The organism is Xanthomonas hortorum (genome assembly GCF_011305375.1).
In the GTDB taxonomy this organism is placed as follows: domain Bacteria; phylum Pseudomonadota; class Gammaproteobacteria; order Xanthomonadales; family Xanthomonadaceae; genus Xanthomonas; species Xanthomonas hortorum_E.
In genome coordinates, this window is the sequence record NZ_VCME01000024.1 from 23,121 (window position 1) to 47,464 (window position 24,344).

Genomic DNA, 24,344 nt, shown 5'->3' on the forward strand with positions numbered 1-24,344 from the left:
AGACACCCAAGAGAAGACAAAACGCTGCACTCAAGACACGCAGAGACAGCGACAAGGACACTGCAGCGCAGCATGATTCGAGTCGCAATACAGATGGACGCAGGTTCAGTACGGTGTACCGCTGCGATCACGTGCCGCGTGTTTTCTTCGACGTCCATGCGTGTTGCGATGCGACGTATCGACAACGCAACGCACGCACTGTGATCGGGCTTATGCGATCAGCGCAACCAAAAAAGAATTGGAATACGGCGAAAATATCGCCATCGATCAGCGCGGCGCGCCACGCTGCATAGGGGACGATGCGCACGACGGGCAATCAATCGGATGCAACAATTGCACACATCGCAATGCCATCGATTGCAACCACGCGACAGCCTGAGTCAGAGCGACGGCAAGCGATTGAGTGCGGACGGCGACATCGTCGGTGGTGGCATGCGGTTAACGGCATCCGATCGCAGGCGCAGCCTGTTGCTGCGATGGACATTGCGCACGCGAGCTGCAGCGCAACAGCAATGGATGCACGCAGGCATCAGCACGCATCACATCAACCGTCACCAACGCAGCCCATCGACGAACGCGGTCAGCAACTGCCAATGGCGCTCAGGAGAACCCTTCGAAGAACAACTCGATCGCCATCACCAACGCATCCTCGCGCCCGGTGTTGGAGGGGTAGTAGCGTGGGCGCCGTCCGATTTCGTTGAAGCCTTCGGAGTGATACAGCGCGATCGCCGAGGGATTGGACGGGCGTACTTCCAGAAACGCACGCCGCGCGCCGCGATCGCAGGCGCCCTTGATCAACGCGCGCAACAGCACGCGGCCATGGCCTTGCGATTGGGCTTCTGGTGCGATGCAGACGTTGAGCACGTGCGCCTCGTCGGCGGCAATGCTGATCACGCCGTAGCCGATGACCTGGCCACCCTGCTCCATCACCCAGCCGGGGTAGCCGGCCTGCAGGCAGTCGCGAAAGATGTTGCGCGTCCACGGAAACGGATAGGCGCGATGCTCGATCTCCATCACCACGTCCAGATCGCTCTCGCGCATCGCGCGCAGCGCTGTGGGCAGGGGTGCGTTCAATGCGCTCACGCCGGGTCCTGGCGCCGCCGTAGCGCACGCAGCTGCGGCCACAGCGCGCGCTTGGCGGCCGGGTTGCCACGCAACTCGGCCAGCGGCCAGGTGGCCATCAAGGCCTGGGTATTCGGATCGCCAGGGTTGCAGCCGGAAGCGCGCAGCAACGCGATCTGCAAACGATCCGGCAGGCCGACACGACTACGCCACGGCGGCGCGGCCGACGGCGCGGTGTTGGGCGCACGTGGCGCCTCGGCGGGTGCAGCCGGTGCGGTGCGACGTGCGACAGGCGCCGCAGCGTGCGCCACCGACGGCGCCTGCACCGCACGCTCGACGCGCATCGGCGCGGCTGCCGGCGCGCTCTCGACCACCTCGGCAGGCGCAGGCAATGCATCCACCGTGTCACGGTCCAGATACACGGTGTGCCCCAACGCCTGCAGATACGAGACCTGCAGATCGGACCACATCGGCTCGGACGCCATCTCACTCATGACAGCACGCTCATGACAGGTTGCTCATCACAGCCGGGCTCATGGCAGCTCGGGGACGCGCCGCCAGCGCCGCCACAGCCACATCACCGGGCCGGACAGCGCATACAGCACACCAATCACCAGCAGCGAACGGGCCAGGTCGATCACCAGCAGCGCGATCACCACCGTGGCGATCGCCAGCGCCAGGAACGGCACGCGGTCGGCACGCGGCCCACGCGCACCGCCCTTAAAGCTCCAGAAGCGGATCCGGCTGACCATCAACAAGGCAGAGACCACCGTGATCGCCAATGCCAGATAGCGCAGCTGCTCGCCATCGAAGCCCAGGCTGTCGTCGGCAAACGCCCACACGAACGCCATCATCAAGCCGGCCGCCGCCGGACTGGCCAGGCCGATGAACCAGCGTTTGTCGACCACGCCTACTTGCGTGTTGAAGCGAGCCAGCCGCAATGCCGCGCAGGCCGCATATAGAAAGGCAGCCGACCAGCCGACCCGGCCCATCACGTTGCTGTCGTACTTCAGTGCCGACAGCGACCAGTGGTACATCACCAATGCCGGGGCCATGCCGAAGCTGACCAGATCGGCCAGCGAGTCGTACTGCACGCCGAATTCGCTGCTGGTATTGGTCAGGCGCGCGACCCGACCGTCCAGCCCATCCATCACCGCAGCCACGAACACCGCCATGGCCGCCTGGACGAATTGCCCATTGGCGGCGGCGATGATGGCGTAAAAACCGGAAAACAGCCCGGCGGTGGTGAACAGGTTCGGCAGCAGGTAAATCGTGCGCGAGCGCGGGGGCGGTCTCATTTCATCCATCCGGCAAGTGTAGGGCCTGAGGTCCGTTCGGCGGTAGCGCGCCCTGCCCTTGACGCGTACGCCGGGCGGCATCACTTGCCAGCGCAGGCCGCGGATGCTGCAATCGCCGCGGGAATCATCCAGGGGAAGCCACATGCAGCTGTCGTCCGGGCTTTGCGCCCTGTTGATGCTGGTCAGCGCCGGCGCCGGCGCGACCGATCTCTATAAGTGGAAGGACGCCAAGGGCGTGACCCACTACACCGAAACCCCGCCGCCGTCCGGCCAGCGCTACGAATCGCGCCGGATCGACGCGCGCAGCGGCACTGCGGCCATCGCCGCGCCGGAAACCGCCGCACCCGAATCGGCCGATTGCCTCACCGCACGCCGCAACCTGGAGCTGCTCAGCGGCAAGGGCGAGGTGACCATGGGCGCTGGCGCCGACGGCAAGCCTGGCACCCCGCTGGACCCGGATGCCCGCACCGCACAGCGCAACCTCGCCGAAGCGGCCGCCAAGGCCTATTGCAAGCCGGCACCGACCAGCAACGGCCCGGCCACCTGAGTCCAAAACACCTGGCCGCCCTCTATTGGGTGGACGCTGCGCACCAACTGCCGTCTACGCAAGGCACCGCCGATTTCAGCACCGGCCGCGCCAGAACGCCGGCCACACGTCTTTGGGCCAAGAACACTTGGCCAGACCGGTCACGCACCGGTCTTTCCCGCCCTGCCGAGACGGGGCAGCGACCTCGCCGATGACCGCCAGGGCGCGACACTGGCAAACTATGGGCTTTCCGCCCAAGCGAAGCCCGATGCGTCTTTCCCAGTTCCACCTGCACACCACCAAGGAAACCCCGGCCGACGCCGAGCTGGTCAGCCACCGTCTGATGCTGCGCGCGGGCATGATCCGCAAGCTGGCCTCCGGGCTGTACACCTGGTCGCCGCTGGGCCTGCGCGTGTTGCGCAAGGTCGAGGCCATCGTGCGCGAAGAGATGAACCGCGCCGGGGCGGTGGAAGTGCTGTTCCCCACCATCCAGCCGCGCGAGTTGTGGGACGCCACCGGGCGTTGGGAAAAGTTCGGCGGGCAGTTGCTCAAGATCAAGGACCGCAAGGAACAGGAGTTTTGCTACAGCCCCACTGCCGAGGAAGCCGCGGCCGAGTTCGCGCGCCAGGAGATCAACAGCTACAAGCAGCTGCCGCTGAATTTCTATCAGATCCAGACCAAGTTCCGCGATGAAATCCGCCCGCGCTTCGGGGTGATGCGTGCGCGCGAATTCCTGATGAAGGACGCTTACTCGTTTCATCTCACCGACGAGGACATGGCGCGCGAATACGACAACATGCGCGCGGCCTACACCCGCATCTTTACCCGCCTGGGGCTGGAATTCCGCGCCGTGCAGGCCGATTCCGGCGCCATCGGCGGTGACGCCTCGCAGGAATTCCATGTCATCGCCGCCTCCGGCGAAGACTCGCTGGCGTTCTCCACGGCTTCCGATTACGCCGCCAACGTGGAAACTGCCAGCGCTGCCCTGCCCGCCCCGCGCGCCGAGGCTGGCGAGGCGATGCGCCAGGTCGCAACGCCCACCCAGAAGACCTGCGAAGACGTCGCCCAGCTGCTGGGCATCGCGCTGCAGCGCACGGTCAAGTCGGTGGCGGTGATGACCGAGGCCGGCTTTGTGCTGGTATTGGTCCGTGGCGACCACGCGGTCAACGAGATCAAGCTGGGCAAGGTCGCCGGGCTGGCCGGCTACCGGATGGCCAATGAGGCCGAAATCCGCGACCACCTCGGCTGCGAGCCGGGTTTTCTGGGCCCGGTGAACACCGCGCGCCCGGTGCGCGTGGTGGCCGACCGCGATGTCGCAGCCCTGGCCGATTTCGTGGTCGGCGCCAATGTGTCCGGCGCGCATCTGGCAGGCGTCAACTGGGGCCGCGACCTGCCCGAGCCGGACACCGTGGCCGATGTGCGCAACGTCATCGAAGGCGAACGTGCGGCCGATGGCGGCGAGCTGCGGTTGGCCCGTGGCATCGAAGTGGGCCATGTGTTCCAGCTTGGCAGCCAGTACGCACAGGCATTGCAGGCCACCGTGATCGACGAGAACGGCAAGGTCGCGGTGATGAAGATGGGCTGCTACGGCATCGGTATTTCGCGCATCGTGGCTGCGGCGATCGAACAGAACCACGACGAGGCCGGCATCATCTGGCCCGCACCGATGGCGCCATGGCAGGTGGTGGTGTGCGTGATCAACCCGAAACAGGACCCACAGGTGATTGCCGCAGCCGGCGCGCTGTTGGACGAATTGATTGCCGCAGGGATCGAAGCCGCACTGGACGATCGCGGTTTGCGTCCGGGCGCCATGTTTGCCGATATGGAACTATTGGGCATTCCGCATCGGGTGGTGGTCTCAGAACGCGGATTGGCGGCCGGCACATTTGAATATCGCGCGCGCACCGCCGAGGCAGCAGAAAACCTGGATAAGGCCGGGTTATTCTCCCGCCTGGAACGTTGATCAAACACCCCGAACCCGCTTCAAACAGATGAACACAAGGCGCCGAATTATTTCGGCGCATTTGTCACGCGGGTTTTCTGACATTATGATGGCCAGCGCTGCCACGGACCGGCATTCTTTTCTCTCTCATTTTCCGGAGTAGTGATGTCGATCGATCTTAGCGGCCTGTCGGCCAAGCAGTTGGGTGCACTGATCAAGAATGCGAAGAAGCAGCAGACGGTGGTTGCCAAGCGCACCCCGATCGCAAAGGTCCGCACCCAGCTGACCCGCGCCGCAAAAGCGCATGGTTATTCCATTGAAGAATTGTTTGGCGCTTCTGCCACTGCCAGCGCTGGTCCGGGTCGTCCGGCTGCCGCTGCCAAGCCGGGTCCGCGCGCCGGCCGCAAGTTGGGCAAGGTGCCGCCGAAGTATCGCAACCCGGCCAATCCCCAGGAAGCCTGGACCGGCCGTGGCAAGCAGCCGCGCTGGCTGGCCGAATTGACCGCCGCCGGCAAGAAAGTCGAAGACTTTCTGATCAGCAAGGTCGGCGCCAAGAAGACCCCTGCCAAGAAGACCTCGGCACGTAAAGTTGTCACCAAGCGCGCCACCAAGAAGTCCAAGGCCGCTTGATTCAAACCAATAAAAACGCCGGCATTGCCGGCGTTTTTATTGCGCGCGTTTCCTGCACCTCATAAATTCTTGCGGGCCGGAATCAACAGATTGCCGAATAGCAATCCGGCCATCAATGCCATCACGATATTGGTCACTGCCAATAGTGCCGCTTGCCCGACACTGACATCCTGTTGCTGCACCAGGGTGAGAAATCCGCGCAGGCTGGTACTACCCGGAACCAGCATGATGATGCCCGGCAAACGAATCAATGCACCGGGTCTTTGCACCACCCGCCCGAATAGATTACCGGCGGCAGTCAATGCCATGGCCGAGGCGAATACGCCGGCCGGGCCGCCCCAGGCATGCCCCGCATAACGCGCAATGACATAACCGGACATGGCTGCAGCCATGATCCAGGGATAATCGCGTCGACTGGCCTTGAACAACACTGCAAACGCATAAGCGGCCACCAGCAGTGAAGCCCATTCCACCCAACTGGCCTGCGGACGCACCGCGGCGAGCTGTGGCTGCAAGCCGACCAGCTGCGTCAGCGTCACGGCGATCACCGCACCGACGGTGAGCTTTAGCACCGTGGTCACCGCACCGGCCAGGCGCGCGGTTCCTGAGACCCAGTGCTGGCTGGCCAGCTCGTTGAAGGCATTGGTCAGCGACATGCCGGGCAGCAGCACCACCAGCGAGGCGATGATCACCGTATTGAGATTCAACGGGCCGAGCAGCGAGCCGACTACCGTGGCCACCACCCCGGCCAGCAAGCCGGCCAATGCTTCTCCGGCCTCTTTGGTGGCCGGGCGTTTATCGGTGTATTGGGTCAGCAGCCCGATCGACATACCGATCGCGCCAGCGGTGGCGATATCCAGCCAGGGCAATTTCCACAGCCCGGCAACGCCGGCTGCAGCCAGCCCGAAGGCCAGCACCTGCATGGTCTTGCCACGCCGGTCGACCTCGCGGTCCAGCCGGCGCAGCGCCGTGTGCCCCTGCGCGATGCTCATGCGTCCATTGGCCACGCTGTCGGCGATGTAATCGGCCACGCTGAGTTTGTACAGATCGTTCTCGCCCGGGGCCAGCCGGATCACCCGGGTGATGTCGCTGGAGCCGATCGACTTGGTCGGGTCGCTGAAGCTCAAAATAATCCCGGTGGGATTGGACCAGGGCTCGCAGTCCAGCCCCAGCTTCTGCGACAGCCCGACCACCGCGGCCTCCAGCCGCTGCGCGGTGGTGCCGTAGGTATGCAGGCGCCCGGCGATTTCCGAAACGAAGGCGACGCGCTGCGCGTAGGTGGCGCTGGCGGACGGTTGGACGAGGGTGGCGGCGGACATGCGTAGCGGGTCGGATCGGAGAAACGCCGTCTGGCGAGGCCGCCAGTGTATGCCGCAGTGCGCGTGGCCGGCGCCCCGATCGCCCATGCCGGAGCCGCAGGTGCGAAGCGTCCCCAACATTCGCTCACGCCGGTCGCGGTATGCTGGCGCCACGGACAGGCCACCCATGATCAAACCGCAACCTCCACGCATCGAACAAGACTCGCAGGATCACGCACAGGTCCGCCTTGCCGGCAGTTGGGTCCTGGCGACCGCATTGCCGCAGGCAGAACTGCTGCAGGCCGTGCCCGATGGCATTCGTCGCATCGACGCGCGCGGCATCGCGCAACTGGATTCGGCCGGCGTGCTGCAGTTGCTGCGCTTCGCCAGCCGTATGGGCTTGAAGGAAGACGCGATCGATTTCCGCGATGAGCACCAGGCCCTGGTGTGCACCATCGAAGAACTCAACGACGAGCGCCCCAAACCCAAACGCGATTACGGTTTTGTCGCCGCGCTGGACCGCCTGGGCCGCACCACCCATGGCGTTGGCCAGGGCATCCTCGAACTGAACAGCTTTCTGGGCGAGAACCTGGTCAAGATCGCGCGGCTGATCCACGAGCCACGCCGCTTCCGCCTCACCTCCACCGTGCACCACATGGAGCAGGTCGGCCTGGATGCGGTGCCGTTGGTGGTGCTGCTGTCGTACCTGGTGGGCGCGGTGATCGCGTTCCTCGGCTCGACCATCCTGCGCGACTTCGGCGCGGAAATTTACGTGGTGGAGCTGGTGTCGATTGCCTTCCTGCGCGAATTCGCCGTGCTGCTCACCGCCATTGTCCTGGCCGGACGCACCGCCAGCGCCTTCACCGCGCAGATCGGTGCGATGAAATCGCGCGAGGAAGTGGATGCCATCCGCACCCTGGGCCTGGACCCGATCGACCTGCTGGTGATTCCGCGCCTGCTGGCGCTGATCTTCACCCTGCCGCTGCTGACCTTCATCGCGATGATCGCCGGCCTGGCCGGTGGTGTGACGGTGGGTGCGTTCGATCTGGATATTCCGCCGCAGATGTACCTGGCACGCATGCACGACACCATCCAGTTGCGGCATTTTCTGGTCGGGCTGTCCAAAGCGCCGCTGTTTGCGCTGGTGATCGGTCTGATCGGCTGCCTGGAAGGCTTGAAGGTCAGCGGCACCGCGCAGTCGGTTGGCGAGCGCACCACCTCCTCGGTGGTGCAGACGATTTCCTTGGTCATCATCCTCGACGCGATTGCCGCGCTGTGGTTCATGAAGATGGGGTGGTGAGATGAGGCAGGGATTGGATAGTCGAGATTCGGGATTGGGGATTCGCCAAAGCGGGCGCGTGCAGCGTGCCCGGACTCATAGGGAAGACGCACTGTGACGAATCCCGAATCCCCAATCACCGGTCCCGAGATCGATACCGACGACGACCAGCTGGCGATTTCGGTGCGCGGGCTGACCAACCGCTTCGGTAGCCAGGTCGTGCACGAGGAACTGGATCTGGATGTGCGCCGCGGCGAGATCCTGGGCGTGGTCGGCGGCTCGGGTACCGGCAAGTCGGTGCTGATGCGCAGCATCCTGGGCCTGCGCGAGCCGGACGCCGGCAGCATCCAGGTGCTGGGCGCAGATGCGCGCTCGGGCCGCTTCGCCGACCGCCAGCACATCACCCGCAACACCGGCGTGCTGTTCCAGGACGGCGCGCTGTTCTCGTCGATGACCGTTGGCGAGAACGTGCAGGTGCCGCTGAAGGAGCATCACGGCGAGTTTCCGGAGCGCTGGTATTTCGAACTGGCGCTGCTGAAGATCAAGCTGGCCGGTTTGCCGGCCGATGCGCTGGACAAGCTGCCCTCGCAATTGTCCGGCGGCATGCGCAAGCGCGCCGGCCTGGCGCGTGCACTGGCGCTGGACCCGCCGCTGCTGTTTCTGGACGAGCCCACCGCTGGCCTGGACCCGATCGGCGCGGCCGCCTTCGACCGTTTGATCCGGACCCTGCAGCAGGCGCTGGGCCTGACCGTGTTCCTGATCACCCACGACCTGGATACGCTGTACGCCATCTGCGACCGCATCGCGGTGCTGGCCGATCGCAAGGTGATCGCCAATGCACCGCTGGCCGAAGTCGAACAGCTCGACCACCCCTGGATCCAGGAATACTTCCACGGTCCGCGCGCCCGCGCCGCGCGCGCGGCCAAGACCGACTCCACCGAGACCGCCTGAGCATGGAAACCAAAGCCAATTACGTCCTGATCGGCGCCTTCACCATCGTGGCAGGCCTGGCCTTGCTGCTGTTCGGGCTGTGGGCGGCCAAATACTCCTCCGACCGCACCTGGCAGCAGTACCGCGTGGTGTTTCGCGAGGCGGTGACCGGCCTGACGGTCGGCAGCCCGGTGCAATACAACGGCATCGCAGTCGGCTCGATCACCGAGCTGACGCTGGCGCCGAACGACCCGCGCCAGGTCGTGGCGCACGTGCGGGTGAACTCCACCACGCCGATCAAGAGCGATACGCGCGCCAAGCTGGCCATCACCAGCCTGACCGGCCCGTCGATCATCCAGCTCTCCGGCGGCACGCCCGAAGCACCGTCGCTGACCACCATCGACAAGAGCGATGCGCCGATCATCCAGACCACGCCCTCGGCGCTGCAGAACATCACCGACACCGCCAACCGCATCGTCGAGCGCATGGACCAGATGCTCTCGGACAAGAATGTGGCCAGCATCACCGCCACCTTGCAGAACCTGGAAAAGATCAGCGGCGGCATCGCCGATCGCGACGAAGGCATGCAGGCGCTGATCGTCAGCGCGCGCGATGCCGCACGCAATCTGGACACGACCCTGACCACCACCAACGGCACCATCAAGCGGCTGGACCAGAACCTGGTGCAGCAGTTGCCGGGCATCCTGGCCAAGCTCGACGCCACGCTGGTCAAGCTGGATTCGGCCGCTGGCAACGCCGACAACATCCTTGGCGAGAACCGCGCGGCCATCAATAGTTTCGCCAACGATGGCCTCGGCCAACTTGGGCCCACGCTGACCGAATTGCGCGGTCTGATCCGCGATCTGCGCCGGGTCAGCGACAAACTGGACAACAACCCTGCGCGCTACCTGCTCGGCCGCGACGCACCCAAGGAGTTCGAACCGAAATGACTGCCATGCGCCTGTTGCGTCCCCTGTTGTGCGTCTCGCTGCTGGCGCTGGGCGGCTGCTCGCTGCTGACCGGCGGCGACCAGAAACCGGCCACGATCTACGCACCCACCGTGCGGATCACGCCGAATCCGTCCTGGCCGCAGGTGAGCTGGCAACTCTCGGTTGCCAAGCCCAGCGCCGCGCGTGTGATCGACAGCCCGCGCATCAACGTGCGCCCGACACCGGGCGAGCTGCAGGTCTATCACGGCGCCGGTTGGGCACAACCGGCCACCGACATGCTGGAAGACAGCGTGGTGCGCGCGTTCGAGGACTCCGGCAAGATCGCGGCGGTCGCCCGCATCGGCACCGGCATCCGCTCCGACTACAAGCTGGTAATCGACCTGCGCCGCTTCGAGTCCGACTACGCCGGCCAATCGCTGCCCTCGGCCACGATCGAACTCAACGCCAAACTGCTGCACGCCGCCGATCAGCGCGTGGTGGCCTCGCGCACCTTCCTGGTTGCACGCCCTTCTACGGGTACCGACACCGCAACGGTTGCCGCAGCTTTCGAGCAGGCGATGACGCAGGTCACCACCGAGCTGGTGGGCTGGACCTTGATCACCGGTCAACAGGACAGCCAGAACCTGCCGCGTTCGTTGTAAGCGCAAGCGACAGACCTGGAGCGCCTAACAAAACGCAGCGAGCTGTCATCAGGTGGGCACGGACGGCGCGCAGGAACCGGGAGTGTACGAGTGGTACATGCCGATTCCGAGCACCGGCCGCCTGGTGGCTGCCGCAGAGCGGTTGATCTGTGGCCTGGCTGCAGGGCCCTTGCCCGCCCACCGTCGCGGGACACGCTGCAAGTACGTCCTTGTAAGCTCTTACGCGGCATCCATGCCGCGTAAGGTCCCGCGACGGTGGGCGGGCAAGGACCAACAGAGATGGTCGGTGCGCATGGTTTTCAATAACCCAGCCGGCAAACTTTCTGGTGCGGTGTCCTTGCCGCTTGCGGGACCGTGTGGCGGCATGAATGCCGCCACCGAGCCTACATGGACGTACTTGCGGCGTGTCCCGTAAGCGGTGAGGCACCGCGCCCTCGACCGACCCAGCGTTTGACCTGGCTTCTGACTGCACCCAACAAGATGCAGCCAACGAAACCACTGCGCTCCCCGCCAGCCGAGCGCTCGCTACGTTTGTTAGCCGCTCTTATCGCTGGGACACGCGCATCGCAATCTGCCGAAAGGTCAGATTGATGCGCTCGCCGACTGGCTTTACGGTGCGCGGCAAGGCGTGCTTGTAATGGCGCTGGGTATCGCCGCCCATCAGCAGCAGATCGCCGTGGCCCAGCTCCAGCGTCTGCTTCAACGCCGCATCGTCGCGATGCTTGAACGCAAACCGCCGCGTGCCGCCCAGGCTCACTGAGGCGATCAGCGGCTGCGCGCCCAGCTCCGGTTCGTCATCGCTGTGCCAGCCCATCGCATCGTTGCCGCTACGGTAGCGGTTGACCAACACGCTGTTGAACGGATGCCCGGTTTCATCCTGCAGGCGCGTGCGTACTGGCTGCAACGCCTCCAGCCACGGCTGCGGCGCAAACCGGGTGCCCGAATAGCGATAACTCGCCTCCGCATCGCCGATCCAGCTACTCAAGCGCGGCGAATCCACCATCCGCCCGAACATCCGGATGCGGTGCACTTCCCAGCGCACATCCTGCAAGAGCGCCTGCATCAGCACATCGGCCTGCGCCGCCTGTAACCAGCCGCGACACCAGGCGATCTCCGCTTGCGGCAGTGCAACCCGAATCTTCATGCGGCAAACGCTAGCACGCGTCCGCTGAGCGGTGCCGCGCGGTACGGATGAATCGATCCGATTTGCCGCCGTCACATCGAATCCCGGAAAATGCGCGTCAGCCATCGAGCCAACGGGAGCGGAGCAATGTCGGAAGCGGGAGTCGGCGCACATGCGTCAGAGACGGTCGAGCGCGACGTGATGGAGTACGACGTCGTCACCGTCGGCGCCGGTCCGGCGGGGCTGGCATTTGCGATCCGGCTCAAGCAGCTCGATCCGAACATCAGCGTGTGCGTGATCGAAAAATCCAGCACCATCGGCGCGCATATCCTCTCCGGTGCGGTCATCGAACCGGGTCCGCTGGATGCTCTGCTGCCCGGCTGGCGCGACAACCCGCCGCCGATCTGCGTGGCCGCCACCGACGACGAATTCTGGTTTCTCGGCAAGGACAGCGCACGCAAGTTCCCGGTGGTGCCGCCGGGCATGCGCAACCACGGCAACTTCATCGTCAGCTTAGGGGCGATGTGCGCCTGGCTGGCACCGCAGGCCGAAGCGCTGGGCGTGGAAATTTACCCCGGCTTCGCGGCCGCCGAAACGCTGCACGACGCCGACGACCAGGTCATCGGCGTGCGCATTGGCGACATGGGCGTGGCCAAGGATGGATCGCACAAGCCCGGTTACACCGCCGGCATCGACATCCGCGCCAAGGTCACCGTACTGGCCGAAGGCGCCCGCGGCCATCTGACCAAGCGCCTGCTCAAACGCTTCGACCTCACCGCCGGCTCCGACCCACAGGGCTATTCGATCGGCATCAAGGAGCTCTGGCAGGTGCCGGAAGGCCGCGTCAGCCCCGGCAAAATCGTGCATACGCTCGGCTGGCCGGCAGACAACCGTACCTACGGCGGCAGCTTCCTGTATCACCTGGACAACAACCAGATCGCGCTCGGCTACGTCAGCGGTCTGGACTACAGCGACCCCAAATACCAGCCGTGGGAAGCCTTCCAGCAATGGAAGAACCACGCGCTGATCAAGTCGGTGCTGGAAGGCGGCAGCATTCTTTCGGCCGGCGCGCGCGCGATCGTCACCGGTGGCTGGCAGTCGCTGCCGAAAGTGGACATGCCCGGCGCCTTGTTGATCGGCGACACCGCCGGCCTGCTCAACGTGCCCAAGATCAAGGGCACCCATCAGGCGATCCGCAGCGGCATGCTGGCCGCCGAACACCTGGTGCAATCGCAACTGGCACCGCAAGGCTTCGACGCAAAACTGCGCGCCTCCGATGCGATGGCCGAGTTGAAAGAAGTGCGCAATATCAAGCCCGGTTTCAAGAAAGGCCTATGGTTCGGCCTGCTCAACGCCGCCTGGGAAACCGCGCTCAAGGGCGCCTCGCCGTGGACGCTGAAGAACAAACCGGACTGGTCTGCGTTGCACAAGATTGGCGAGTACGAACAACCCAAGCGCGACTACGCACAACGCGAACTCGCACCGCGCGACCGCCTGCAGGCGGTCTACTTCGCTGCCACCGAGCACGACGAAGACCAGCCCGTGCATCTGCAGGTGCTCGACACCGATATCTGCGCCACCCGCTGCGTGCAGGAGTACGACAACCCCTGCACGCGCTTCTGCCCGGCCAACGTCTACGAGATGGTCGCAGATACCAATAGCCCCTCCGGCAAACGCCTGCAGATCAACGCCGCCAACTGCGTGCACTGCAAGACCTGCGACATCAAGGACCCCTACGAGATCATCACCTGGGTCACACCGGAGGGTGGTTCCGGGCCGAACTATCAGAATCTATGAGCAACGACTGGCATGCCGCGTGACTAGCAGTCTCTCCAAACTCGTGGTTGCGGCACGTCGCTCGGTAGAGCTCCATGGCGGCGGTTTCTCCGGCGCAACTGCAGTTGCGATGCGGGCGTTCAAAGTGATCCGCGCCCTCGGAATACGCGGATTTCTTGGGCGAGTGCGATTGGCCGGACGCAAGCAGCCAACGGCTTCACGCCTGTCGGACCAAGCGCCGTTCGTCGCGCCTGTGCCCTTGTCGCAGCTGCAGTTAAAAGTCGGCGTGATGGTGCACGTCTTCTATCCTGATCTGATCGACGAATTCGCACAGTCACTCCAGCACATGCCGGTTGGCTATGACCTGCTGGTCTCTGTGATGGACGAAGCCGCCGCAGATCACGCACGCGCCCGCTTTTCCAAGCTATCGCATGTTGAGAAACTGGATGTGCGCATCGTGTCCAACCGTGGCCGTGATATCGCGCCACTGGTGGTGACGTTCCGTGAGCAGATCCTGGCATTGGATGTCGTGGGCCACCTGCACACGAAAAAGTCCCTGTATACCGGCAGCGAGCAAGGCCAGTGGCGCCGCTACCTGGTCTCGTCCCTGATGGGGAGCCCGGAGCGCATCGCCTGGCAACTGGGAATGTTTCAGGCCGAGCCGCGCCTTGGCATGCTTTACCCCGAAAGTTACGAACGGGTGCCGCTATGGGCACATACCTGGCTGAGTAATTTTGAGGTTTGCCGCGCGCTGGCCCAACGTCTCGGATTCGATATCAGCGCCTCGGAGTACATCGACTTTCCTGCAGGATCGATGTTTTGGGCAAAGGTGGATGCACTACGGCCGTTGTACGCGCTGGACCTTGAGCTGAAGGACTTTCCCGAAGAGCGCGGCCAGATCGATGGCACCTTGCACCACGCAATGGAGCGTATGTTCGTCGCCATCGTGCGGCATCAGCAGTATCGCATCGGCATATTGCCGCAAGACGGCACGCTGGCGCTCAGCGGCGAAGGTGGGCGCAACTGGCAGGCTGCGTTCGAAACGCCGATCGCCACGCGATTCACACTGTCCTCTCTTCAAGCTCGACTGGTGTCATTGGACATCTTCGACACCTTGGTGGTGAGACCGTTCCTGTTTCCGGCGGGTGCTCGCGCCTATCTTGCCCACTTAGTAGCATGCAAATTCGGGGTCGAGAACTTTCTTGAACTACGCGACCTTGCTGAGTCCAAGGCACGCCATCAATGTGGCGCCGATGTCGATCTATCGAGCATCTACAACACCCTGTCTGGCCTACCTGATGCGGAAGGACTCCCAATCGGCGCCCTCCAGGCATTGGAAGTGGCGCTGGAAGCCAGACTGCTACAACCACGTCGGGCTGTGATCGCAGCAGCTACACAGTTGCAGCAACGTGGCACCCGCCTGGTTGCGCTGTCGGACATGTATCTGGATAGCACATTGCTGCAGCAGATCCTGCCGCCCGAGGTCAGCACGCTGCCAGCGGCCTGGTATGTCTCCTGCGAAACGGGTTGGCGCAAAGATGCTGACAGTGCCTGGCAGAAGCTGCCAGACATTGAAAAAATCGACACCTCGCAGTGGCTGCATGTCGGCGATAACGAACACGGCGATATCCAACGTCCACAGATGCACAAATTACTGACTCCAGTGCATGTGCTTCGCCCATCTGCGTTACTGGATGTGGTTCCTGCATTGCGCCCGCTTCGGCCACCGTTGGGTGCGGCAACGCGGTGGCAGGACCAGTTATGGCTTGGCTTGCTGGCTAATCGGTTCGCCGATCTTGCCGACCGACAGCCGGAAACATTGATGCCGTTGCCGACACTCTCCCCGGCAAGTCTTGGCTACGTGGTCATCGGCCCGTTGATCTTCGATTATCTCGCTTGGCTGGTCCGCATGGCGAAGCAAACCAACATCGAAACGATTTTATTTTTGAGCCGAGAAGGCTACCTGCTGGAGCAGGGTTTTCAGCTCGTGAAACAAACGTCCCCGGCGCTTGACCAGCTTCATGGCAAGTATCTGCTCGCATCGCGGCGGGGAACCGGAACACCCTCGCTACACACGCCGGACGATCTTGCATTGCTGCTGGACAGTACCTACACCGGGACGCTGGGCAACATGGTGCAGGCCCGCCTGGGAGATGCCGCGGCACATATTCTGGAGCGCCGGTTAGGCCAGTCGGTCATGCAACGCGATGTCTACCTGCCGGAGATGCACGCCGAACTTCTAGAGCTGATAGCTCCAGCAATAGATGAACTGCTGGCGCTTGCCGAAACTGAAAGGACGGCCTACCTGCATTACTGGAGAGCGACCGCAGGTAACGGTGCAGCCATGGTGGCCGATATAGGTTACTCAGGCACCATCCAGGCCAACCTTGCAAGATTGACTGGGCATCCGCTGGGTGGCGCCTATTTTGCATTGAACGGGCGCGCCACAAAGATCACTGCCCAGAGTTGGGCCGCCGCCCGCTATTTTGATGGCCGTACCGAGGGTGATCCGGAGCAATCCACGATCCTGCGCCACGATCTGCTTCTGGAAACACTTCTCACCGCTCCTTCGCCGCAGTTTTCCTACTTCACAGGCACCACCGAGGTTCCGACTGCGGTCTACGCCAGTCCGGAGCTATCGCCAGCGCAATGGGCGACGATCGCGCAGGTGCATGAAGGTGCGTTAGCGTTCATTGCAGACGTTTGTCAGGTTGCGCAGGACGAAAGCTACCTGCTGGACTTCGATCGAGCCTCGGTCCAGATCCCGCTGCAGTGCGTCGGCTCCGGACGCTGGCAGGCACCGTGGCTGGCAGAGCTGCAACTGGACGATCGCTTCACTGGACGCGGATCGGTCCGGGCCGGATGACCTGACGACCATCCGGCCTTGCCTCACGGTTGAGGCGTCAGGATTGCCACACCGGTCTTATGGCGCAACTCCTCCAGATCCACCCCATCTGCCGCCTCCACCAGCACCAGCCCGCCGTCGGTCACATCGAAGACTGCCAGGTCGGTGATGATGCGATCGACCACGCCCACGCCGGTCAACGGCAAGTCGCACTCGGGCAGGATCTTGTGGCTGCCGTCCTTGGCCACGTGTTCCATCAGCACCACCACGCGCTTGACCCCGGCCACCAGGTCCATTGCGCCGCCCATGCCCTTGACCATCTTGCCAGGCACCATCCAGTTGGCCAGATCGCCGCGCTCGGTGACCTGCATCGCACCGAGAATCGCCAGATCGATGTGCCCGCCGCGGATCATCGCGAACGAGTCGTGGCTACCGAAATAACTGGCGCCGGCGCGCGCGGTGACGGTCTGCTTGCCGGCATTGATCAGGTCCGCATCCACGTCGTCTTCGGTGGGAAACGGGCCGATGCCGAGCAGGCCGTTCTCCGATTGCAGCCACACATCCACGCCATCGGGAATGTGATTGGCCACCAGTGTCGGCAGGCCGATCCCCAGGTTGACGTAGGCGCCGTCCGTCAATTCGCGCGCCGCGCGTGCGGCCATCTGATCTCGGGTCCAGGCCATCACTGCTGTCCTTCGCGCACGGTGCGCTGTTCGATGCGTTTTTCCGGCGTGGCGTTGAGTACCAGGCGGTCGACATAGATGCCGGGCAGATGCACCTGGTCCGGATCGATCGCGCCCAACGCCACGATTTCCTCGACCTCGGCGATGCAGACGCGACCGGCCATGGCGCAGGCGGGATTGAAATTGCGCGCAGTCTTGCGAAACACCAGATTGCCGGCCGTATCCGCACGCCATGCCTTGACCAACGCCACATCGGCCTGCAGCGCGGTCTCCAGCACGTAATGCTTGCCGTCGAATTCGCGGGTTTCCTTGCCCTCGGCGACGATGGTGCCGTAGCCGGTCGCTGTGTAGAACGCCGGGATTCCCGCACCACCTGCACGCAAACGCTCGGCCAGCGTACCTTGCGGGTTGAACTCCAGCTCCAGTTCACCGGCCAGATACTGGCGTTCGAATTCCTTGTTCTCGCCCACGTAGGATGAAATCATCTTGCGGATTTGCCGGGTGGCTAATAATTGGCCAAGCCCAAATCCATCGACTCCGGCGTTGTTGGAAATCACGGTCAACCCGCCGACTCCGCTTTCGCGCACTGCCGCGATCAGCGCTTCGGGGATTCCGCACAAGCCAAAGCCGCCCACCGCCAGGGTCTGGCCGTCGGCCAGCACCCCGTCCAGCGCCGCCTTGGCATCGGCATAGCTTTTGCCGCTTGCCTTACCACGTCCACTATTGCGCATCACCGCCCTCGCCTCGCTGATGTGAAGCGGCCATTCTAGCCGCTGACTGTTCCCTGTCCCCGTTCGCAATTCCGCCACACCCAAGACACGGCGCAGCCGCTAAACTCGGGCGTCCCCCACCCCAGGAATTGCCCATGACGCTACCCGCCTTCAAGGCCTACGATATTCGCGGCCGCGTGCCGGATGAACTCAACGAGGACTTGGCTCGCCGCATCGGCGTGGCGCTGGCGGCACAGCTGGATCAAGGGCCGGTGGTCCTGGGCCATGACGTGCGCCTGGCAAGCCCCGGCTTGCAGGAAGCGCTCTCGGCCGGCCTGCGCGCCAGCGGCCGCGAGGTGATCGATATCGGCTTGTGCGGCACCGAAGAGGTCTATTTCCAGACCGATTACCTGAAGGCGGCCGGCGGCGTGATGGTCACTGCCAGCCATAACCCGATGGACTACAACGGCATGAAGCTGGTGCGCGAGCAGGCGCGACCGATCAGCTCCGACACCGGCCTGTTCGCGATTCGCGATACTGTCGCCGCCGATACCGCCGCACCGGGTGAGCCCACTGCGAGCGAGCAGAGCCGCACCGACAAGACTGCCTACCTTGAGCATTTGCTCAGCTACGTGGACCGCAGCACGCTCAAGCCGCTCAAGCTGGTGGTCAACGCCGGCAACGGTGGCGCCGGTCTGATCGTCGATCTGCTCGCACCGCATCTTCCCTTCGAATTCGTGCGCGTCTTCCACGAACCCGATGGCAACTTCCCCAACGGCATTCCCAACCCGTTGCTGCCAGAAAACCGCGCTGCCACCGCCAAGGCGGTGCAGGTACACGGCGCCGATTTCGGTATTGCATGGGATGGCGACTTCGATCGTTGCTTCTTCTTCGACCACAGCGGCCGCTTCATCGAAGGCTATTACCTGGTCGGGCTGCTGGCGCAGGCAATCCTGGCCAAGCAGCCGGGCGGCAAGGTCGTGCACGACCCGCGCCTGACCTGGAACACCGTGGAGATGGTCGAAGACAGCGGCGGCATTCCGGTGTTGTGCAAGAGCGGGCATGCCTTCATCAAGGAAAAGATGCGCAGCGAAAACGCCGTTTACGGCGGCGAAATGAGCGCGCACCATTATTTCCGCGAGTTCGCCTACGCCGACTCCGGCATGATTCCGTGGCTGTTGATTGCCGAGCTGGTGTCGCAGTCCGGTCGTTCGCTGGCAGATCTGGTGGAAGCACGCATGCAGAAGTTCCCTTGCAGCGGCGAGATCAACTTCAAGGTGGACGATGCCAAGGCCGCGGTTGCGCGCGTGATGGAGCATTACGCGTCGCTGTCACCCGAGCTGGATTACACCGATGGCATCAGCGCGGACTTCGGCCAGTGGCGTTTCAACCTGCGTAGTTCCAACACCGAACCACTGCTGCGTCTGAACGTGGAAACGCGCGGCGACGCCGCCCTGCTGGAAACGCGTACGCAGGAGATTTCCGATCTGCTACGCGGCTGATTTACCATCATCCCCCACTTTGACGCACTGGAGTTTCCCCCGCTCATGAGCGACGTCCTTCCGATTATCCTGTCCGGCGGTTCCGGCACGCGCCTGTGGCCGTTGTCGCGCGAATCGTACCCGAAGCAGTTCCTGCCGCTGGTCGGCGAGCACAGCATGCTGCAGGCCACCTGGCTGCGTTCCGCTCCGGTAGCGGCGCATGCACCCATCGTGGTGGCCAATGAAGAACATCGCTTCATGGCCGCCGAGCAGTTGCAGCAATTAGGCGTGAAGCCGTCTGCCATCCTGCTTGAGCCCAAGGGCCGCAACACTGCGCCGGCAATTGCCGTCGCTGCATTGGAAGCCACCCGCAACGGCGGCGATCCGCTGCTGCTGGTGCTTCCTTCCGATCATGTCATTCGTGACGAGGCCGCCTTCCAGGCTGCCGTGACCGTCGCGGCAGCTGCCGCAGAACAGGGCAAGCTGGTCACCTTCGGCATCAAGCCGACTGCGCCTGAAACCGGCTATGGCTACATCAAGGCCGGTGCCGGTACCGGCGCCACCGCGGTCGAACGCTTCGTCGAAAAGCCCGACCTGGCTACCGCGCAAGGCTATCTGGCCAGCGGCGAGTACTACTGGAACAGCGGCATGTTCCTGTTCCGCGCATCGCGCTATCTGGAAGAACTGCGCAAATTCCATCCCGCCATCGCCGATGCGTGTCAGAAGGCGTGGGAAGGCGGCAAGCGCGATGCCGACTTCACCCGTCTGGACAAGGATGCGTTCGCCTCCAGCCCGTCGGATTCGATCGACTATGCGGTGATGGAAAAGACTGCCGATGCGGTCGTCGTGCCGCTGGATGCCGGCTGGAATGACGTTGGCTCATGGTCATCGCTGCTGGACGTCTCCGAGCAGGATAGCCAGGGCAACGCGCATCATGGCGATGTCATCCAGCTCGATTGCAAGAACACCTATGCGTATGGCTCGCGCCTGATTGCCATGGTCGGTCTGGAGGACGTGGTTGTGGTGGAGACGCCAGACGCCGTTCTGGTTGGTCACCGCGATCGCATCCAGGAAGTGAAGGATGTGGTCGGCCGGATCAAGGCCGACGGTCGCTCCGAGGCGACCTGGCATCGCAAGGTCTATCGTCCGTGGGGTGCTTACGATTCGATCGACATGGGCCACCGTCACCAGGTCAAGCGCATCACCGTCAAGCCCGGTGCCGTGCTCAGTCTGCAGATGCATCACCACCGCGCCGAGCACTGGATCGTCGTCAGCGGCACCGCAGAAGTCACGCGTGGCGAAGAGGTGCTGCTGCTCACCGAGAACCAGAGTACCTATATTCCGCTTGGCGTGACCCATCGCCTGCGCAATCCAGGCAAATTGCCGCTGGAACTGATCGAAGTGCAGTCCGGCAGCTATCTGGGCGAAGACGACATCGTGCGTTTCGAAGACACCTACGGGCGCACCTGATCGGTCGCTTGCAGGTTTCTGCAACACATAAGCAAACAGCCGGGGATTCCCGGCTGTTTGTCTTTGCGGATTGTGTTGGTCGGCGCGGATGTTGCCACCGACCAGCATCGCGACTTTACTGTTTGGCAGCGGCGATTTCGGCAATCACGCGCTGCAGGCCGACTCGCCAGTCCGGCAACACAACGTCGAAATCGCGCTGCAGTTTGTCGATCGACAGCCGCGAATAGGCCGGCCGCCTTGCGGGCGTCGGGTAGTCGGCGGTCGTGATCGGCACCACGCGCGGTGCGCGCGACAGCAAGCCTGAGCTGACCGCTTCCTGGAAAATCGCCTCGGCAAAGCCATGCCAGCTGGTCTGCCCGGCAGCCGTGAGGTGCCATGTGCCCGAGGTGTCGGGTGTGCGTTGGCGCAGCAACTGCGCGGTGACATCGGCGATCAATGCCGCCGGCGTCGGCGTTCCGATCTGATCGGCCACCACGCGCAGCTCATCGCGCTCGGCGCCGACACGCAACATCGTGCGCAGGAAATTGGCGCCATGCGAGGCGTACACCCAGGCCGTGCGTAGGATCAGATGCTGCGCACCGGAGGCGCGGATGGCCTCCTCGCCAGCAAGCTTGGTTTCGCCATACACGCCTAGCGGCGAGGTCTGCGCATCCTCCAGATAGGGGGCGCTGCCCTGGCCGTCGAAGACGTAATCAGTCGAGTAGTGCACCAACGGCACGTTACGGGCAGCACACCATGCCGCAATGACGCCAGGCGATAGCGCATTCGCCCGCATGGCGCTATCGCGATCCTGCTCGGCGCGATCTACTGCCGTGTAGGCTGCAGCATTGACCACCCGCGACGGGGCAATCCGGTCCAGCAAGGCTGGCAAAGCTTCCGGTGCGTCGAAGTCCGCCGTCTCGCACGCGCTGCCATCAGGCAACCGGCCGCTGCGTGTCGTTGCCTGCACCGCGCCATTGGCCGCCAGTGCACGCAGCAGTTCCGTCCCGACCTGCCCGTTTGCACCGAAGACCAACGTGGTCACGGCGTATACACCGGCAAGCGATCGACGGGCACTTCGCTAAGGAACGGTGCGTTGGCATCTTTGGCGGACAGCAATGGATCGCTGATCGGCCAATCGATCCCGATCTCCGCGTCATTCCAGCGCACGCCAGCATCAGCCTCCTTGACGTACACGTCGGTGCACAGATAGCTGAACAATGCTTTCTCCGAAAGCACCGCGAAGCCATGCGCAAAGCCTTCAGGTATCCAGACTTGACGTCGGTTTTCTGCACTCAGCAAGACTGCGGTCCAGTGCCCGAAGTGAGGAGATCCACTGCGGATGTCCACTGCAACGTCGTAGACCTCGCCTTCAAGCACGCTCACCAATTTGCCCTGCGGGCGAGGCCACTGATAGTGCAGACCGCGTAGTACGCCCCTGGCAGATGTTGAGACGTTACTCTGCACAAAATTTGTCGGTAGGCCGTGCTGTCCGAAACGCTCCGCATTCCATGTTTCGAAGAAATAACCGCGCTCATCGCCAAAGACTGCAGGCTCGATGACGACGCAGCCGGGCAACGTCGTTTCGATCACTTTCAAGGGACAACCCCGCGCTTGGCTAATGCATTCAAATATTTTCCGTAGTCGTTTTTCAGCAGTGGCGCGGCCAGGCGCTCCAGCTGCGCAGCATCGATCCAGCCCTTCCCAAATGCGATTTCCTCCGGGCAGCACACCTGTAGACCCTGACGCATCTGGATGGTCTCGATGAAATTGGCCGCTTCGTGCAAAGACTGATGCGTGCCCGTATCCAGCCACGCGTATCCGCGCCCCAGCGGCTCAAGATGCAAGTCGCCGGCATCGAGATAGCAACGATTGAGATCGGTGATTTCCAATTCGCCGCGCGGCGACGGCTTCAAGGCAGCCGCATAGTCGCTGGCCTTGCCATCATAGAAATACAAGCCGGTGACCGCATAGTTGGAACGCGGCTTTTCCGGCTTTTCGGCAATGTCGATGACCTTGCCCTGCTGATCGAATTCGGCAACACCGTAGCGCTCCGGATCGTTGACCCAATAACCGAACACCGTTGCACCCTGCTCGCGCACATCGGCGCGGCGCAAGGTCTCGGTCAGACCATGCCCATGGAAAATATTGTCGCCCAGCACCAGGCAACTCGGCTTGCCGTCTACGAAGTCGCGTCCGATCAGATAGGCCTGTGCCAACCCGTCCGGGCTGGGTTGCACGGCGTACTGGATATTGACGCCCCACTGCGAGCCATCGCCCAACAGCGACTGAAACAGCGCCTGCTCATGCGGCGTGTTGATGATCAGAATGTCCCGGATGCCCGCAAGCATCAGCACGCTCAGCGGGTAGTAAATCATCGGCTTGTCGTACACCGGCAACAGCTGCTTGCTGACGCCCTTGGTGATCGGATACAGGCGCGTGCCTGACCCGCCCGCCAAAATGATGCCTTTACGTTGTGTCATGAGGTACTCCTGTTGAGGCCCGCGCGCATGCGCAGGCTCTTGCAAGGGACGCGCGTTATGCCGCGGCGCCGATCCGTTCCAGACGATAACTGCCATCCAGCACGCCCTGCACCCACGCCTGGTTGGTCAGGTACCACTCCACCGTCTGCGCGATGCCCTGCTCGAAGGTGTACGCCGGCTCCCAGCCCAGCTCGTCCTTCAACTTGGACGCATCGATTGCATACCGCCGGTCGTGCCCGGGGCGGTCGGTGACATGGGTGATCTGGCTTGCACGCGGCTTGCCGTCTTCGCGCGGACGATGCTGATCCAGCAGTGCGCAGATCGCCTGCACGACTTCGATGTTCTGGCGCTCGGAATTGCCGCCCACGTTGTAGGTCTCGCCGACCCGGCCCTTGGTCAGCACGGTGCGGATCGCTTCGCAATGATCGCTGACGAACAGCCAGTCGCGCACCTGCTTGCCGTCTCCGTACACCGGTAGCGGCTCGCCGGCCAGCGCCTTGGCAATGACCAATGGAATGAGTTTTTCGGGGAAGTGGTACGGACCGTAGTTGTTCGAGCAGTTGGTGGTCAGCACCGGCAGCCCGTAGGTGTGGTGGAACGCGCGCACCAAGTGATCCGATGCTGCCTTGGAGGCCGAGTACGGCGAGTTCGGGGCGTAGGGCGTGGTTTCGGTGAACTTGCCGGTCTCACCCAGCGTGCCATAGACCTCGTCGGTGGACACATGCAGGAAGCGGAACGCATCACGGCGCGTATCCGGCAACGCTTTCCAATAGTCGCGCACTGCCTCAAGCAGGGCCAAAGTGCCGACCACGTTGGTCTGGATGAAGGCGCCAGGGCCTTCGATCGAACGATCGACATGGCTTTCGGCCGCGAAGTTCAGCACCGCGTCCGGCTGATGTTCCTGCAGCAAGCGAGTCACAAGCGCGCCATCACCGATGTCGCCCTTGACGAAAACATGGTCGGCGTTGCCTTCCAGCGACGCCAGCGTGTTCAGGTTCCCCGCATAGGTGAGCACGTCGAGGTTGATTACGCGAATCCCGCGCGCGACCGCCTCAAGGACAAAATTTCCGCCGATAAAGCCGGCCCCGCCGGTTACTAGCCAAGTCGCCACTGTCTACCCCTCCTGGTCGCGCGCACCCGCGCTGCATTTTCAAACCACACAGGATATATGGTCCGGGCAAGACCGAGCTTAAGCATCGCCCACATCGCTGTGTCCGACTGCCGCAGCGCAGCATCCA

Annotated in this window: 22 protein-coding genes and 1 other RNA gene; 11 read left to right on the forward strand and 12 right to left on the reverse strand. The window is 63.4% G+C overall.

The window, feature by feature from the left end; translation table 11 throughout:
• Positions 1–600: 600 nt before the first annotated feature.
• From rimI to pssA, 3 genes are read right to left on the reverse strand one after another with little or no spacing between them, the layout of a single operon-like run.
• The gene (rimI, locus tag FFY45_RS18770) at positions 601–1,083 is read right to left on the reverse strand and encodes a ribosomal protein S18-alanine N-acetyltransferase (RefSeq protein WP_023902533.1); all 483 of its coding nucleotides are present in this window, start codon (positions 1,081–1,083) and stop codon (positions 601–603) included.
• The gene (locus FFY45_RS18775; protein ID WP_176341594.1) at positions 1,080–1,556 is read right to left on the reverse strand and encodes an alanine acetyltransferase; all 477 of its coding nucleotides are present in this window, start codon (positions 1,554–1,556) and stop codon (positions 1,080–1,082) included. Before FFY45_RS18775 ends, rimI begins: the two co-directional genes overlap by 4 nt.
• A gap of 39 nt (positions 1,557–1,595) precedes the next feature.
• Entirely contained in the window at positions 1,596–2,369 is a 774-nt protein-coding gene (pssA, locus tag FFY45_RS18780; protein ID WP_023902531.1) for a CDP-diacylglycerol--serine O-phosphatidyltransferase, read from the reverse strand.
• 133 nt (positions 2,370–2,502) lie between these two features.
• On the opposite strand from pssA, the gene FFY45_RS18785 reads away from it, so the two are divergent.
• The 3 genes from FFY45_RS18785 (at position 2,503) to FFY45_RS18795 (ending at position 5,458) form a co-directional block, all read left to right on the forward strand.
• Entirely contained in the window at positions 2,503–2,907 is a 405-nt protein-coding gene (locus tag FFY45_RS18785; protein ID WP_176341595.1) for a DUF4124 domain-containing protein, read from the forward strand.
• A 247-nt stretch (positions 2,908–3,154) separates the two neighbouring features.
• Positions 3,155–4,849, forward strand: coding sequence for a proline--tRNA ligase (locus FFY45_RS18790; RefSeq protein ID WP_168957139.1), 1,695 nt, complete (start codon positions 3,155–3,157; stop codon positions 4,847–4,849).
• A 144-nt stretch (positions 4,850–4,993) separates the two neighbouring features.
• A complete protein-coding gene (locus FFY45_RS18795) occupies positions 4,994–5,458 on the forward strand; it encodes an H-NS histone family protein (RefSeq protein ID WP_023902528.1) in 465 nt (154 codons plus the stop codon).
• Positions 5,459–5,517: 59 nt separating this feature from the next.
• Here the strand turns inward: FFY45_RS18795 and FFY45_RS18800 are convergent, their stop codons facing one another.
• Positions 5,518–6,777 (reverse strand): threonine/serine exporter family protein, encoded by a 1,260-nt coding sequence (locus FFY45_RS18800; RefSeq protein ID WP_043888908.1) that lies wholly within the window; start codon positions 6,775–6,777, stop codon positions 5,518–5,520.
• A gap of 49 nt (positions 6,778–6,826) precedes the next feature.
• On the opposite strand from FFY45_RS18800, the gene FFY45_RS18805 reads away from it, so the two are divergent.
• The 4 genes from FFY45_RS18805 (at position 6,827) to FFY45_RS18820 (ending at position 10,556) form a co-directional block, all read left to right on the forward strand.
• Positions 6,827–8,056 (forward strand): MlaE family ABC transporter permease, encoded by a 1,230-nt coding sequence (locus FFY45_RS18805; RefSeq protein ID WP_176341596.1) that lies wholly within the window; start codon positions 6,827–6,829, stop codon positions 8,054–8,056.
• Between the two features lie 93 nt (positions 8,057–8,149).
• Entirely contained in the window at positions 8,150–8,986 is an 837-nt protein-coding gene (locus FFY45_RS18810; RefSeq protein ID WP_023902525.1) for an ABC transporter ATP-binding protein, read from the forward strand.
• A gap of 2 nt (positions 8,987–8,988) precedes the next feature.
• Positions 8,989–9,915: an MlaD family protein gene (locus tag FFY45_RS18815; RefSeq protein WP_023902524.1), complete on the forward strand. Its 927-nt coding sequence runs from the start codon at positions 8,989–8,991 to the stop codon at positions 9,913–9,915.
• Positions 9,912–10,556: an ABC-type transport auxiliary lipoprotein family protein gene (locus FFY45_RS18820; RefSeq protein WP_023902523.1), complete on the forward strand. Its 645-nt coding sequence runs from the start codon at positions 9,912–9,914 to the stop codon at positions 10,554–10,556. Before FFY45_RS18815 ends, FFY45_RS18820 begins: the two co-directional genes overlap by 4 nt.
• Positions 10,557–10,578: 22 nt before the next feature.
• On the opposite strand, the gene FFY45_RS18825 is transcribed toward FFY45_RS18820, so the two are convergent.
• Positions 10,579–10,655: non-coding RNA, sX9 sRNA (locus FFY45_RS18825), on the reverse strand.
• A gap of 445 nt (positions 10,656–11,100) precedes the next feature.
• Positions 11,101–11,700: an alpha-ketoglutarate-dependent dioxygenase AlkB family protein gene (locus FFY45_RS18830; RefSeq protein WP_176341597.1), complete on the reverse strand. Its 600-nt coding sequence runs from the start codon at positions 11,698–11,700 to the stop codon at positions 11,101–11,103.
• Between the two features lie 126 nt (positions 11,701–11,826).
• Here FFY45_RS18830 and FFY45_RS18835 point away from each other — a divergent pair, with 126 nt between their 5' ends.
• Positions 11,827–13,476 carry an electron transfer flavoprotein-ubiquinone oxidoreductase gene (locus FFY45_RS18835; RefSeq protein WP_176341598.1) on the forward strand — a complete coding sequence of 550 codons (1,650 nt, stop codon included), beginning with the start codon at positions 11,827–11,829 and terminating at the stop codon, positions 13,474–13,476.
• 109 nt (positions 13,477–13,585) lie between these two features.
• A complete protein-coding gene (locus FFY45_RS18840; RefSeq protein ID WP_176341664.1) occupies positions 13,586–16,321 on the forward strand; it encodes a rhamnan synthesis F family protein in 2,736 nt (911 codons plus the stop codon).
• 23 nt (positions 16,322–16,344) lie between these two features.
• Here FFY45_RS18840 and FFY45_RS18845 read toward each other — a convergent pair whose 3' ends face one another.
• The gene (locus tag FFY45_RS18845; RefSeq protein ID WP_176341599.1) at positions 16,345–16,983 is read right to left on the reverse strand and encodes a CoA transferase subunit B; all 639 of its coding nucleotides are present in this window, start codon (positions 16,981–16,983) and stop codon (positions 16,345–16,347) included.
• Positions 16,983–17,714: a CoA transferase subunit A gene (locus tag FFY45_RS18850; protein WP_176341600.1), complete on the reverse strand. Its 732-nt coding sequence runs from the start codon at positions 17,712–17,714 to the stop codon at positions 16,983–16,985. The genes FFY45_RS18845 and FFY45_RS18850 overlap by 1 nt, the downstream gene beginning before the upstream one ends.
• Before the next feature lie 134 nt (positions 17,715–17,848).
• Here FFY45_RS18850 and FFY45_RS18855 point away from each other — a divergent pair, with 134 nt between their 5' ends.
• Both FFY45_RS18855 and FFY45_RS18860 read left to right on the forward strand, forming a co-directional pair.
• Positions 17,849–19,195: a phosphohexomutase domain-containing protein gene (locus tag FFY45_RS18855; protein ID WP_176341601.1), complete on the forward strand. Its 1,347-nt coding sequence runs from the start codon at positions 17,849–17,851 to the stop codon at positions 19,193–19,195.
• Positions 19,196–19,240: 45 nt separating this feature from the next.
• Positions 19,241–20,644, forward strand: coding sequence for a mannose-1-phosphate guanylyltransferase/mannose-6-phosphate isomerase (locus FFY45_RS18860; protein WP_176341602.1), 1,404 nt, complete (start codon positions 19,241–19,243; stop codon positions 20,642–20,644).
• A 115-nt stretch (positions 20,645–20,759) separates the two neighbouring features.
• On the opposite strand, the gene rfbD is transcribed toward FFY45_RS18860, so the two are convergent.
• From rfbD to rfbB, 4 genes are read right to left on the reverse strand one after another with little or no spacing between them, the layout of a single operon-like run.
• On the reverse strand, positions 20,760–21,668 hold the full coding sequence (gene rfbD, locus FFY45_RS18865; RefSeq protein ID WP_176341603.1) for a dTDP-4-dehydrorhamnose reductase: 909 nt from the start codon (positions 21,666–21,668) through the stop codon (positions 20,760–20,762).
• Positions 21,665–22,222: a dTDP-4-dehydrorhamnose 3,5-epimerase gene (gene rfbC / locus FFY45_RS18870; RefSeq protein ID WP_176341604.1), complete on the reverse strand. Its 558-nt coding sequence runs from the start codon at positions 22,220–22,222 to the stop codon at positions 21,665–21,667. The genes rfbD and rfbC overlap by 4 nt, the downstream gene beginning before the upstream one ends.
• Positions 22,219–23,106: a glucose-1-phosphate thymidylyltransferase RfbA gene (gene rfbA, locus FFY45_RS18875; protein WP_168957150.1), complete on the reverse strand. Its 888-nt coding sequence runs from the start codon at positions 23,104–23,106 to the stop codon at positions 22,219–22,221. Before rfbA ends, rfbC begins: the two co-directional genes overlap by 4 nt.
• 55 nt (positions 23,107–23,161) lie before the next feature.
• Positions 23,162–24,217: a dTDP-glucose 4,6-dehydratase gene (rfbB, locus tag FFY45_RS18880; protein ID WP_176341605.1), complete on the reverse strand. Its 1,056-nt coding sequence runs from the start codon at positions 24,215–24,217 to the stop codon at positions 23,162–23,164.
• Between the last annotated feature and the right edge of the window lie 127 nt (positions 24,218–24,344).

Bases quoted from the DNA above. Each gene is read 5' to 3' on its own strand.
- FFY45_RS18775 (WP_176341594.1), bottom strand. From the start codon at position 1,556: ATGAGTGAGATGGCGTCCGAGCCGATGTGGTCCGATCTGCAGGTCTCG.
- pssA (WP_023902531.1), bottom strand. From the start codon at position 2,369: ATGGATGAAATGAGACCGCCCCCGCGCTCGCGCACGATTTACCTGCTG.
- FFY45_RS18785 (WP_176341595.1), top strand. From the start codon at position 2,503: ATGCAGCTGTCGTCCGGGCTTTGCGCCCTGTTGATGCTGGTCAGCGCC.
- FFY45_RS18790 (WP_168957139.1), top strand. From the start codon at position 3,155: ATGCGTCTTTCCCAGTTCCACCTGCACACCACCAAGGAAACCCCGGCC.
- FFY45_RS18795 (WP_023902528.1), top strand. From the start codon at position 4,994: ATGTCGATCGATCTTAGCGGCCTGTCGGCCAAGCAGTTGGGTGCACTG.
- FFY45_RS18800 (WP_043888908.1), bottom strand. From the start codon at position 6,777: ATGTCCGCCGCCACCCTCGTCCAACCGTCCGCCAGCGCCACCTACGCG.
- FFY45_RS18805 (WP_176341596.1), top strand. From the start codon at position 6,827: ATGCCGCAGTGCGCGTGGCCGGCGCCCCGATCGCCCATGCCGGAGCCG.
- FFY45_RS18815 (WP_023902524.1), top strand. From the start codon at position 8,989: ATGGAAACCAAAGCCAATTACGTCCTGATCGGCGCCTTCACCATCGTG.
- FFY45_RS18820 (WP_023902523.1), top strand. From the start codon at position 9,912: ATGACTGCCATGCGCCTGTTGCGTCCCCTGTTGTGCGTCTCGCTGCTG.
- FFY45_RS18830 (WP_176341597.1), bottom strand. From the start codon at position 11,700: ATGAAGATTCGGGTTGCACTGCCGCAAGCGGAGATCGCCTGGTGTCGC.
- FFY45_RS18835 (WP_176341598.1), top strand. From the start codon at position 11,827: ATGTCGGAAGCGGGAGTCGGCGCACATGCGTCAGAGACGGTCGAGCGC.
- FFY45_RS18840 (WP_176341664.1), top strand. From the start codon at position 13,586: ATGCGGGCGTTCAAAGTGATCCGCGCCCTCGGAATACGCGGATTTCTT.
- FFY45_RS18845 (WP_176341599.1), bottom strand. From the start codon at position 16,983: ATGGCCTGGACCCGAGATCAGATGGCCGCACGCGCGGCGCGCGAATTG.
- FFY45_RS18850 (WP_176341600.1), bottom strand. From the start codon at position 17,714: ATGCGCAATAGTGGACGTGGTAAGGCAAGCGGCAAAAGCTATGCCGAT.
- FFY45_RS18855 (WP_176341601.1), top strand. From the start codon at position 17,849: ATGACGCTACCCGCCTTCAAGGCCTACGATATTCGCGGCCGCGTGCCG.
- FFY45_RS18860 (WP_176341602.1), top strand. From the start codon at position 19,241: ATGAGCGACGTCCTTCCGATTATCCTGTCCGGCGGTTCCGGCACGCGC.
- rfbA (WP_168957150.1), bottom strand. From the start codon at position 23,106: ATGACACAACGTAAAGGCATCATTTTGGCGGGCGGGTCAGGCACGCGC.